The organism is Methylobacterium sp. WL116, from assembly GCF_008039455.1.
GTDB lineage: Bacteria > Pseudomonadota > Alphaproteobacteria > Rhizobiales > Beijerinckiaceae > Methylobacterium.
The window spans coordinates 1-11,652 of the sequence record NZ_VRUV01000102.1 but is presented as its reverse complement, the minus strand read 5'-3'; the positions used below and the strand labels follow the sequence as shown (position 1 = coordinate 11,652).

General features: G+C 69.9%; 12 protein-coding genes. 9 read left to right on the top strand and 3 right to left on the bottom strand.

The window, feature by feature from the left end; translation table 11 throughout:
- Window positions 1–198, bottom strand: a 198-nt coding sequence (locus FV223_RS10445; protein WP_147726981.1) for a hypothetical protein, incomplete at its 3' end; no start/stop codon positions are given.
- Window positions 199–446: 248 nt separating this feature from the next.
- Here FV223_RS10445 and FV223_RS10440 point away from each other — a divergent pair.
- A complete protein-coding gene (locus tag FV223_RS10440; protein WP_147726983.1) occupies window positions 447–785 on the top strand; it encodes an Hpt domain-containing protein in 339 nt (112 codons plus the stop codon).
- Window positions 786–1,002: 217 nt separating this feature from the next.
- Window positions 1,003–1,323 carry a 2Fe-2S iron-sulfur cluster-binding protein gene (locus FV223_RS10435; RefSeq protein ID WP_147726980.1) on the top strand — a complete coding sequence of 107 codons (321 nt, stop codon included), beginning with the start codon at window positions 1,003–1,005 and terminating at the stop codon, window positions 1,321–1,323.
- Window positions 1,324–1,333: 10 nt separating this feature from the next.
- Here the strand turns inward: FV223_RS10435 and FV223_RS10430 are convergent, their stop codons facing one another.
- Window positions 1,334–2,509, bottom strand: a complete 1,176-nt coding sequence (locus tag FV223_RS10430; protein WP_147726979.1) for a VWA domain-containing protein — start codon at window positions 2,507–2,509, stop codon at window positions 1,334–1,336.
- Window positions 2,510–2,755: 246 nt separating this feature from the next.
- Between FV223_RS10430 and FV223_RS10425 the strand changes: the two genes are divergently transcribed.
- On the top strand, window positions 2,756–3,172 hold the full coding sequence (locus FV223_RS10425; RefSeq protein WP_147726978.1) for a hypothetical protein: 417 nt from the start codon (window positions 2,756–2,758) through the stop codon (window positions 3,170–3,172).
- Between the two features lie 28 nt (window positions 3,173–3,200).
- Here FV223_RS10425 and FV223_RS10420 read toward each other — a convergent pair whose 3' ends face one another.
- On the bottom strand, window positions 3,201–5,045 hold the full coding sequence (locus tag FV223_RS10420; RefSeq protein ID WP_147726977.1) for a cation:proton antiporter: 1,845 nt from the start codon (window positions 5,043–5,045) through the stop codon (window positions 3,201–3,203).
- A 287-nt stretch (window positions 5,046–5,332) separates the two neighbouring features.
- Between FV223_RS10420 and FV223_RS10415 the strand changes: the two genes are divergently transcribed.
- The 6 genes from FV223_RS10415 to FV223_RS10390 form a co-directional block, all read left to right on the top strand.
- The gene (locus FV223_RS10415; protein ID WP_147726976.1) at window positions 5,333–6,556 is read left to right on the top strand and encodes an ATPase; all 1,224 of its coding nucleotides are present in this window, start codon (window positions 5,333–5,335) and stop codon (window positions 6,554–6,556) included.
- Window positions 6,553–7,203, top strand: a complete 651-nt coding sequence (locus FV223_RS10410; RefSeq protein ID WP_147726975.1) for a hypothetical protein — start codon at window positions 6,553–6,555, stop codon at window positions 7,201–7,203. The genes FV223_RS10415 and FV223_RS10410 overlap by 4 nt, the downstream gene beginning before the upstream one ends.
- A 120-nt stretch (window positions 7,204–7,323) precedes the next feature.
- Window positions 7,324–10,077 (top strand): hybrid sensor histidine kinase/response regulator, encoded by a 2,754-nt coding sequence (locus tag FV223_RS10405; RefSeq protein ID WP_147726974.1) that lies wholly within the window; start codon window positions 7,324–7,326, stop codon window positions 10,075–10,077.
- An 89-nt stretch (window positions 10,078–10,166) separates the two neighbouring features.
- Window positions 10,167–10,649: a chemotaxis protein CheW gene (locus FV223_RS10400; RefSeq protein WP_147726973.1), complete on the top strand. Its 483-nt coding sequence runs from the start codon at window positions 10,167–10,169 to the stop codon at window positions 10,647–10,649.
- A gap of 43 nt (window positions 10,650–10,692) precedes the next feature.
- Complete coding sequence (locus tag FV223_RS10395; protein ID WP_147726982.1) at window positions 10,693–11,085, top strand: response regulator; 393 nt, start codon at window positions 10,693–10,695, stop codon at window positions 11,083–11,085.
- A 103-nt stretch (window positions 11,086–11,188) separates the two neighbouring features.
- On the top strand, window positions 11,189–11,652 hold a 464-nt coding region (locus FV223_RS10390; protein WP_246689659.1), incomplete at its 3' end, for a response regulator.

Sequence of the window (11,652 nt, the reverse complement as noted above, 5' to 3'; positions counted from 1 at the left end):
GAGCGGCGGATCGAGGTCGAGGCGCGGCGGGCTCAGGCGCCCGCCCTGCTCCTGCAGCGGGTCGCCGTCGCCGACATCGGGCAGGCGCGGCTCGGTCCGGGTCTCGGCCTCGGGCGTCAGGACCTCGAGGTTCAGCGCCTGCTCGATCGCAGAGAGCGCCGCCTCGGCCGGGTCCTTCAGCTTCTTTTCGGTGGCCATGCAACGCCTCGTTACGCGATCTCGCGACCGCCGGCGAGAGCCGGTGGCGGAGACACAACTACCCGTTTACCAAGTCAATTTAGACCCCGCCGGTCCCCCCGGATACCCGATCGGGGACCCCGCTTCGGAATTCCTTAACGGAATGGTTACCAAGGCGGAGCGGACCTGGCGGACAGGCCGCCAACCCATGATGCAGCAAGGATGATCCGGTGGCGACCGCTTTGCGGCGCGCCCTGTGGACAGCCGGGATGCAGATCCGAGGAAGCCCGACCGTGGACGCCATCGACCGTGCGCATCTCGACGCGCAGACGTTCGGAGACGCGGATCTGGCCGCCGAGCTCCTCGGCCTGTTCGCGGAGCAGTGCCTGCGGATCCTGCCGCGCCTGTCCGATGCGGCGCTGCCGGGGCAGGACCGTGCCGATCTCGCCCACACCCTGAAGGGCTCCGCCGCCTCGGTCGGCGCCGGGCGCGTGCGCGATCTCGCCGCCGCCGCCGAGTCGGCGCTGCGCGGGGGCGGCGACGGCGCAGACGCGGTGGCCGCTCTCGGACCGGCGGTCGCGGCCGTGCTCGCGGAGATCGCCGGCTGATCCTGAGCGGTCGACATCTGCGGCATAAGCGGTTCGGGTTGCAGGGGAGGGGAACACGCCGCGGCTTGCCGCGTAGCTTGCAGCGACAAACCCATTCCTCAGGTGTCCGCCGACGCGTCACAACGTTCGCGTGCTTGCAATCCGCGTCATGCCCCGCCAAGCAGGCCCGGCGCTCGCCGGACATTTGCCCGCCCGATCCACGAGCCCGGAGTTACGGATGCCCAAGATCACCTACGTCGATCATGCCGGAACGGCGAGGACCGTCGAGGGCAGCGTCGGCGCCACCGTCATGGAGACGGCGTTGCGCAACAACGTGCCGGGGATCGACGCGGAATGCGGCGGCGCCTGCGCCTGCGCCACCTGCCACGTCTACGTGGCCGACGATTGGGCCGAGGCGGTCGGGCCGGCCGAAGACATGGAGCAGGACATGCTCGATTTCGCTTCCGACGTGAAGGCGACGTCCCGGCTCTCGTGCCAGATCCGCATCAAGCCCGAGTTCGACGGGCTCACGGTGACGACGCCGGCCCGCCAGGGCTGAGCGATCGGGTTCAACGCAGCAGCGCCCGCATCGCCCCGTCGAGGCCTTCCAGCGTCAGCGGGAACATGCGGTCGGAGAACAGCCGCCGCATCATCGCGATCGATTGCGTGTAGCCCCATTGCGGCGCCGGCACCGGGTTGAGCCACACCGCCTTCGGGAAGTGCGTGAGCACCCGTTGCACCCAGGCCGCGCCGGGCTCCTCGTTCCAGTGCTCCACCGATCCGCCGGGCGCCGCGATCTCGTAGGGGCTCATCGAGGCGTCGCCAACGAACACCACCCGGTAGTCCGACGGATAGGTGCGGATCACGTCGACGAGCGGCGTCGCCGCGTCGTGGCGGCGGCGGTTCTCGGTCCACACCGCCTCGTAGGGGCAGTTGTGGAAGTAGAAGTGCGCGAAGTGCTTGAACTCCGAGCGCGCGGCCGAGAACAGCTCCTCGACCTGCTCGACGTGCCAATCCATCGAGCCCCCGACGTCGAGAAACAGCAGCACCTTCACCGCGTTGCGCCGCTCCGGCCGCAGGCGCACGTCGATGTAGCCCTGGCGGGCGCTCTCGCGGATCGTGCCGTCGAGGTCGAGCTCGTCGGCCGCCCCGGTGCGGGCGAAGCGGCGCAGCCGCCGCAGGGCCAGCCGCATCGTGCGGGTCCCGAGCTCGACGGTGTCGTCGAGATCCTTGAACTCGCGCTTGTCCCAGACCTTCACCGCGCGGAAGTTGCGGTTGCCGTCCTGGCCGATGCGGATGCCCTCCGGGTTGTAGCCGTAGGCGCCGAAGGGCGAGGTGCCGCCGGTGCCGATCCACTTGGAGCCGCCCTGGTGGCGCTCCTTCTGCTCGGCGAGCCGCTGCTTCAGGGTCTCGAACAGCTTGTCCCAGCCGAGCCCCTTCATCTCCGCCTTCTCGGCATCGGTGAGGTACTTTTCGGCGAGCTTGCGCAGCCATTCCTCCGGAATCGCGGTGGGCGCCACAGCCTCGCCGACGGTTTCCAGGCCCTTGAAGACCGACCCGAACACCCGGTCGAACCGGTCGAGATGGCCCTCGTCCTTCACCAAGGCCGTACGGGCGAGAAAGTAGAACTCCTCGACCCGCTTCTCGGCGAGGTCGCGCTCGAGCGCGCCCAGCAGGACCAGGTACTCGCGCAGGGAGACGGGGACGCGCGCCTCGCGCAGCGCTGTGAAGAACTGAAGCAGCATCGCTCGATAACGCGCCGCGGCGGGCATCGGGTCAAGCGCCGGTCGCGATCACCTGAAGGGCGGTGCGGCGGGACGATGGGCTCCGGCAGGCCAGGATTCCTGGGTACAAGTCCTCATTCCTGTTGATATCCCGTCGAGTCGGGCTCGCACGGTCACGCAAACAGTCATCGGAATCGATCATCTCGGATGCATCGAGTCCAGCCGGGCGTGGCGAGAGTCAACATGCCCGGAATCAGGAGGTCTGCGATGGCAGTCATCCTACGCAACATGTCCGAATTCAAGCGGTTTCTCGGGAAGCCGGGCGCGATGATTCAGGTCGTTCGCAACACCTTCATGGATCGCCAGCCCGAGGCGGCCCGCGCGGCCTACCGCGACAAGGGCATGTACCTGCCGCGCACGGTCCAGGCGATCTCGCGCAAGGCGGCGGTGTTCGCTCTGAAGGGGCATCCGGGAACGGTCTGGCTGTACTGGGACAAGGGCGCCCGCGGCTGGCGCTTCAACGGCGACACCGTGACGGTGCCGCTCTCGATGGGGCTCGGACCGCCCGACGAGATCGTCTACCGCTGCAGCTTCGCAGAGGGGCTCGAGCCGGCCCGCGCGGTCCGGGCGGCCAAGCCGGAGGCGCGCGACTGGCACGGCGAGGCGATGCCGAACCTGATCTGACCGCAGGCGCGCAGCGTCCGCGCCCGGCTCAGGCGCGCCGCACCACCGGAGCGGGCTCGTCCTTGGGAGGCGCCTCGCGCGGCGCCTCGTGCGCCTTGCCGACGGTGCGTCGCGCCCGGAAGACCGGGCGCGTATCGGTCTCCTTGCGCTTGAGCATCGCGCGGTACTCGTCGCGGCGTTCGTGGATCGAGGCGATGACGAGGCCCATCGGCACGCCGACATCCACCAGCACAGCCTCCGACAGCTGAAGCGAGGCCTCGATCGTCTCCGGCACCGCGTCGTCGACGCCGAGCTCGTAGAGCGCGGTCGCGTGCTTGGCGTCGCGGGCGCGCGCGACGATGGTCAGGTCCGCCCGCTCGGCGCGGGCGGCCATCACCACCGCCTCGACCGCGTGCGGGTTGTCGAGAGTCACCACCAGCGCCCGCGCGGTGGCGATGTCGCAGCGGCGCAGCAGCTCGGTGTTCGAGGAATCGCCGAAATAGACCGGCTTGCCGAGCCGGCGCTGCTCGGCGACGCGGGCGGCGTCCGCGTCGAGGGCGAGGTAGGGGATCTTGTGGCGGGCCAGCATCTCGCCGACCTGCCGACCGACCCGGCCGTAGCCGGCGACGATGACCCGGTCCTGCTGCTTGTCCGGCGGCGGGTCGGCCCGCACCCGCCCGGCTTGGTTCTTCGAGGCGCGCTTCCCGATCCGCCGGCCGAGCGCCGCGAGGCCCGGGATCATGATCATTGTCACGGTGGTGACGATCAGCGCCGCGCCCCCGACCGGCTCCGGCACCAGTCCGCCGGCCATTGCCCCGCCGATCAGCACGAAGGCGAACTCGCCGCCCGGCCCGAGCAGCATCGCGGTCTCCAGGGCGACGGCGCGGGAGAGCTTGAGCGCGGGCGCCGCCATCACCACGACCGCCGCCTTGATGAACAGCAGCGCGAAGGCGAGCCCGAGGATCGCGCCGGGCGCCGCCAGCAGCTGCGCGGGATCGAGGTTCATCCCCACGGAGACGAAGAACACCCCGAGCAGGAGCCCCTTGAACGGATCGATCGTGGCCTCGATCGCCCGGCGGTACTCGGTCTCGGCGAGCAGCAGCCCGGCGACGAAGGCGCCCAGCGTCATCGACAGCCCCGAGGCGGCCGCCGTCAGCGCGGTCGCGACGATGACGAGCAGGCAGGCCGCCATGAACAGCTCGGCCGACTTGGTGCGCGCCACGAGGTGGAACAGCGGCCGAAGCGCGAGGCGGCCGGCGACCACGATCAGCACCAGGGCGATCGCCGCCTGGGCGAGAGCCAGAGCCAGCGCGCCGCCCATGTCGGCGCCGTCGCTGCGGCCCGACACCGCGATCGCGAACAGGACCGGCGCCACGGCAAGGTCCTGGAACAGCAGCACCGCGAAGCTCGCGCGCCCGGCCGGCGTGTTCAGGCGGCGCTGCTCAGCCAGCACCGGCAGCACCACGGCGGTGGAGGACAGCGCCAGCGCGATGCCGACGATCACCGCGCCCGCCAGCGGGACCTTCAGCCCGAACAGGATCGACCCGATCACCAGGGCCGAGCAGATCACCTGGATCGAGCCAAGGCCGAAGACCAGGCGCCGCAGCGTGCGCAGCCGCTCCCAGGACAGCTCGACGCCGATCATGAACATCAGGAAGATCACGCCGAACTCGGCGAGATGCGCGATCTCGGTGCGGTTGCCGATCGTGAACAGCGAAACCCAGTGGAACTGGTCGGCGAAACGGCCGAGCCCGAACGGCCCGAGGAGCGCGCCGGCCCCGATGAAGCCCAGCACCGGGCTGATGCGCAGCCGATGGAACAGCGGCACCACCACGCCCGCGGTGACGAGGAACAGGATCGCTTCCTTGTAGGAGCCGGCATGGACGTCGGGCATCGGCGGTCGGTTCGAACCTCGTGGTCGGGTGGCGCTGCTTTGGGTCGCCGCGATCATGCGAGGTGGGCGCCGCGCGAGCAACCTCGAAACGCCGCCGCGGCGCGATTGGACGGCCGCCCCGCCCGAATTCGCGACTTCGAAGTGAGGCATTTGCGCCACCCCGGATGCGGTTCCGGTGGATGGCCGCCATGCGGCCCAAATTCGGCACAATGCCCGCTTAGCGAAAACGATTAACGAACGGTTACGCTCAACCGCGCGTCGCATACGATCCGAGCTTAGAGAGCCCCATGCGAAAGATGCCCCCGAGCCGGGAGGTCCAGCGCGAGCGCCGTGCCTGGGCCATCGAGTCCGACAGGTGGACGCACGAGCGCCATGTCGAGAAGGGCTATCGCATCAAGTGGGGCTACGTCGCGATCGCCTACCTCGTCGAGTTCATGGTCATCGGCGCCTCGCTCTGGGGCGCCTGGCTGTTCGCGGCGGTCTACAGCGACGGCGACAACCACGCCTTCTACTTCATGCTGCTGGCGCCGCTGGTCTACGCCGCGGTCGAGCTGTGCCGCGTGCCGCTGGGCATCCTGGCGCGGACGCAGCGCTCGTACTTCATTCGCGCGCTCGCGGTCGTCGGCATCATCTTCGCCGCCGGCGTGACAACGAAGTCGGTCTCGCAGCTCGGCGAGATGATGTTCCATCCCCGCCTGATGGAGGCCTCCAAGACCAAGACCGCGCTCAAGGACGCGCAGGCCGACCGGAGCACCATCGACAACCGCATCGCCTCGGCCGACGCCCGGGTCGCGCAGTACACGACCGAGCTCGACCAGATCGAGAAGCGCGCCGCCGACAACGCGGCGCAGCTCTCGGCGCTGCCGGCGCAGCGCTGCGAGAAGGTGTTCGGCACCAACAGCCGCGGCGTACGCTACCAGAACCTGAAATGCGTCACCGACCCGCGCACCGCCACGCTCTCGTCGAGCGTCGCCAAGGCCTCGGCCGATCGCGGCGTGCTGACCAAAGACCTGGAAGAGGCGCGCAAGGCCCGTGCGCAGCTCGACCGCGGCGCCGCCGAGCGCAAGGTCGCAGACGCCGAGCAGGCCTACCGCAACGCCGTGAACCGCTCGCAGCTGCACTCCTTCACGGCGATGGTCTACGGCGTCGATCCGATCGACGTGTCCGAGCAGCAGGTGCACGCCTTCCTGCGCATCTTCGTGTTCCTACCGGCCCTCTGCGCCGCCTTCGCCTCGACGATCCTCGCGCTCTGCGCTGTCTCGGTGCGCAAGACCTTCATGGACGAGGACGACCTCGGCGCCGCCGTGAACCCGGAGGCGACGCCCTACATGCTGGAATCGATCACCGAAGCGCTGAAGCAGAACCTCGAGCCGGTGCTGCCGCGGCAGAACCGGGAGGCGGCGACGGGCGCGGTGATCCCCATCAACCGCCCGGCCACGGGGATCGCCCCGGGGATCGCGGCCGCGAACCAGCCGAACCTTCCGGCCGCCAGCGCGGGAGCGGGCGCATGAGCTACGTCGCACAGGGGTCGCCGGAGAACATCGCGCTCGCGCAGCAGGTCAACGGCCGGCTGCGGGCGGAATCCCGCATCGTCTTCGCCCGCGCCTTCCTGTTCCGGGCGGCCGGCGCGGGGATCTTCACCGCGCTGGCCGGCATCGGCATCGGCGCGGCGGCCTACGGCTGGGCCACGATGAACCAGTTCGACACCGCCGCCGAGAAGATCGCCGCCGCGATGCAGGCGGCGCTCTCCGACGTCACGCTCAAGACCAAGGGCGAGGTGACGCTGACCGACAACGTGCTGAAGCTCGAAGGCGGCCTGCCGAAGGCCGCCGGCGCCCCGACGCCGACGAAGGCGCAGCTCGGGGCCGACGCGGCGCCGGCTTCGAAGGCGATCGTCAACACAACCTTCACCGTGTTCAAGCAGGTGCCCTATCTCGACGGGCAGATCGTGACCGGCTGGAACTTCAAGGACAGCGCCGACCAGCCCTACCAGCAGTACTGCTACTTCTCCCGGCGGTCCAACGAGTCGAAGGGCCAGGTGGAGATCAAGATCGATCTCGCGATGGACGGTAAAACTCTACCGCAACCACAAAAATCGGACGTGAATCTTGCGATCCTCGCCTCGAACTGCGTCTGGCACGACGGCAAGTCGCTGTAACGCAGGACGACACGACGCCATCGCACGAAAAAACGGGTCCGAGGAAACGCTTCCCTAACCGCTCGCGCGCCAGGATGCGTCTGCACGAACGTGCGTGCAGACGTGATCCGAGTACCGCCGATGGACGACCTTCTGCGCGAGTTTCTGACTGAGAGCGGCGAGCATCTCGACACCGTCGACACGGAACTCGTCCGGTTCGAGCAGGATCCGAACAACGAGACGATCCTCCGGAATATCTTCCGCCTCGTGCACACCATCAAGGGAACCTGCGGCTTCCTCGGCCTGCCGCGGCTGGAAGCGCTGGCGCATGCCGCCGAGACCCTGATGGGTCGCTTCCGCGACGGTCTCGCGGTGACCAGCCCGGCCGTCAGCCTGATCCTCGCGACTCTCGATCGCCTGAAGCTCATCCTCGCCGACCTCGAAGCCACCGGGACCGAGCCCGCGGGCAGCGACGCCGACCTGATCGAGGCACTGGAGCGCATGTCGCTCGGCACGCCCGAGGCCGCCGCAGCTCCCGAGCCCAAGATCGCCGAGCCCAAGCTCCCGGAGCCCAAGACTCCGGAGCCGAAGCTGCCCGAGATCGTCGTGCGCGAGAGCAAGCCCGGCGAGGTCTCGCTCGAGGACCTCGAAGCCGCGTTCCTCGCGGCCCCCGGCCCCGACGATGCCCCTTCCGCCTGGATGCCCGAGCCGGCGCCGATCGCTCGGGCGCCGGTCGCCCCGGCTCCGATCGCACAGGCATTGGCGGCCCCCTTGCAGGAAGCTCCGGCCCCGCTCGCGAAGGCCCCGGTGTCGGGCGATGCGCCGGCCGAGGCCCCCGAGGGCGGCCTGGCCAAGATGCAGACCATCCGGGTGAACGTCGACACCCTCGAGCACCTCATGACGATGGTGTCCGAGCTGGTGCTGACCCGCAACCAGCTCCTCGAGATCGCGCGCAAGCACGAGGATTCGAGCTACAAAGTTCCGCTGCAACGGCTCTCCCACGTCACGGCCGAGCTGCAGGAAGGCGTCATGAAGACGCGCATGCAGCCGATCGGCAACGCCTGGCAGAAGCTGCCGCGGGTGGTGCGCGACCTGTCGAGCGAGCTCGGCAAGCAGATCGACCTGGTGATGCTCGGCGCCGAGACCGAGCTCGACCGGCAGGTCCTCGAGGTCATCAAGGACCCGCTGACCCACATGGTCCGGAACTCGGCCGACCATGGCCTCGAATCGACCATGCAGCGGATCTCGGCCGGCAAGCCGGCCCGCGGCTCGATCCGCCTCTCGGCCTACCACGAGGGCGGGACCATCACGATCGAGATCGCCGACGACGGCAAGGGCCTCGATCTCGTCGCGATCCGCAAGAAGGCCGTGGAGCGCGGGATCGCGACCCAGGCCGACGTCGAGCGCATGACCGACGCGCAGGTCGCCAAGTTCATCTTCGACGCCGGGTTCTCCACCGCGGCCGCCGTCACCTCCGTCTCCGGCCGCGGCGTCGGCATGGACGTGGTGAAGACCAACATCGAGACCATCGGCGGCGTGATCGACATCGCCACGCAGAAGGGCGTCGGCACCACCTTCACCATCAAGATCCCGCTGACGCTGGCGATCGTCGCCGCCCTCATCGTCCGGGCCGGCGAGAGCCGCTTCGCGGTGCCGCAGCTCGCGGTGCTCGAGCTGGTGCGGGTCGACGCCACCGCGCCGCAGCGGATCGAGCGCATCAACGATGCGCCGGTGCTGCGCCTGCGCGAGCGGCTGCTGCCGATCGTGACCCTCAAGGGCCTTCTCGGCCAGGACGACACCGGGACCGAGACCGGCTTCGTGGTGGTGGCCCAGGTCGGGCGCCAGCGCTTCGGCATCCTCGTCGACGAGGTCTTCCACACGGAGGAGATCGTCGTGAAGCCGATGTCCTCGAAGCTGCGCCACATCCCGCTGTTCGCCGGCAACACCATCCTCGGCGACGGCGCCGTGGTGCTGATCGTCGACCCGAACGGCATCGCGCGGCAGGTCAGCCAGGGCGCGCAGGGCGGCGGCCCGATCGAGGCCGAGGCCGAGGCGGCCGAGCTCGGCGACCCGAAGACCACGCTCCTCGTGTTCAAGGGCGGCGCCGGCAGCTTCAAGGCGGTTCCGCTGTCGCTCGTCACGCGGCTGGAGGAGATCGACGCCGGCAAGGTCGAGTGGCTCGGCGGGCGTCCGCTGATCCAGTATCGCGGCCGGCTGATGCCGCTGGTCCCGGCCGACGAGGCCATCGCGATCCGCACCGAGGGGACGCAGGCGCTGGTGGTGTTCTCCGACGGCGACCGGGCGATGGGCCTCGTGGTCGACGAGATCGTCGACATCGTCGAGGAGCGCCTCGACATCGAGATCGCGGCCGAGCGTTCGGACCTGATCGGGTCGGCGGTGCTGCGCGGCCGCGCCACCGACATCATCAACATCGCCCACTTCCTGCCGCTGGCCTACGACGACTGGGCGCGCGGCGCGAAGGCGGCCTCGGCGAAGACCGCCACGCTGCTGCTCGTGGACGATTCGGCCTTCTTCCGCGACATGCTGAGCCCGGTGCTGAAAGCCGCCGGCTACCGCGTCGTCACGGCGCCCGGTGCCGAGGAGGCGCTCGCCATCCTCCAGGCGGATGCGCGGATCAGCGTCGTGGTGACCGACCTGGAGATGCCGGGCCGCAGCGGCTTCGATCTCGTCGGCGCGATGCGGGCGGGCGACCCGCGGGTCGCCGGTCTGCCCGTGATCGGCCTCACCGGCACCATCGGGGCCGATGCGGTCGAGCGGGCCCGCACCCTCGCGATCAGCGACCTCGTGGCGAAGTTCGACCGCAGCGGCCTCGTCGCGGCGCTCGCCGAGCTCGATGCCGCGCCGAACGCGGCGCTCCGCGCCCACGCCGCCTGAGACCGGCCCGTCCCGACTGTGCCGCGCCGATCCCGGCGCGAACCGACCATCCTGGTTTGACGGCGCCGCGACGCCGGGGAGACACCACCATGCAGGCTGCCAACAGCAACGCCACGGAGGCGGGAACGACCCAGGACTTCGTGACCGTCTTCGTCGGCGACACGATGTTCGGGCTCGCCATCGACCGGGTGCACGACGTGTTCATCCCGGCCGGCGTCACGCCGGTGCCGTTGAGCCCGCCCGAGATCGTGGGCCTGCTGAACCTGCGCGGACGCGTCGTCACCGCGATCTGCCTGCGCCGCCGGCTCGGCCTTCCGGCGGCCGAAGGTGCGGCTCGCATGGCGATCGGCCTGGAGCAGGGCGGCGAGACCTTCGCCCTCGTGGTCGACGGCGTCGGCGAGGTGCTGAAGCTCGGTGTCGAGACGCACGAGCCGGTGCCGATCAACCTGGATGCCCGCTGGCGCGACCTCGCCCTCGGCGTCCATCGCCTCGACGGCCGGCTGCTCGTCATCCTCGACGTCAACGCGCTGCTGGTCTTCGCGTCCGAACGCGCCGGCGCGACCGCAGCGTGACGTCGCCGACAGCAAAGAGCCGAGAGGGCAAGACGCCGTGACCATCGCTTCAGCCGAAACCCGCACCTGCCTCGTGGTCGACGATTCCGCCGTGATCCGGAAGGTGGCGCGGCGGATCATCGAGACGCTCGGCTTCGACGTCTCGGAAGCCGAGGACGGCAGCGACGCCCTGCTGCGCTGCGCCGAGGCGATGCCCCAGGTCATCCTGCTCGACTGGAACATGCCGAACATGGACGGCTACGCCTTCCTCCAGGCCCTGCGCCAGCGGCCCGACGGCAACGGCCCGAAGATCCTGTTCTGCACGACCGAGAATGACGTCGGCGCCATCGCCCGGGCCCTCCGGGCGGGCGCGGACGAGTACATCATGAAGCCGTTCGACCGCGACATCCTGACGGCCAAGCTCGAGCAGGTCGGCGTCGTCCAGGCCGCGGCCTGACGCAGGCCCGATCCGGCTGCCCGCGTCGGCTCGGTCGAGCTGGCTGGACCGCGACGTCGAACGACCCCCACTCCCCCATCGTCATTGGGATGCCGAACCCATGCTGGCCGCCAACCCGAGCCTCGCGCCCAAGCCGTGGGCGACCGCGTCCGTGCCGATCAAGGTGCTGATCGCCGACGACTCGGCTGTGGTGCGCGGGCTCGTCGCGCGCTGGATCGGCGAGGCCGGCTTCACCGTCGTCGGCACCGCCTCGAACGGCCGAATCGCCGTGGAGATGATGACGCGGCACGATCCGGACGTGGTGCTGCTCGACATCGACATGCCCGAGCTCGACGGCACCGAGGCGCTGCCGCGCATGCTCGCGGCCAGCCCGACCGTGCAGGTCGTGATGATGTCGACGCTGACGACGCGCAACGCCGACATCTCGCTCAAGTGCCTCGCCCTCGGCGCGGTCGACTATCTCGCCAAGCCCGAGAGCAACCGCGGCGTCACCACCTCCGACGCCTTCCGCGCCGACCTCGTGGAGCGGGTGCGGCTGTTCGGCGCCGCCCGCGCCCGCTCCACGAG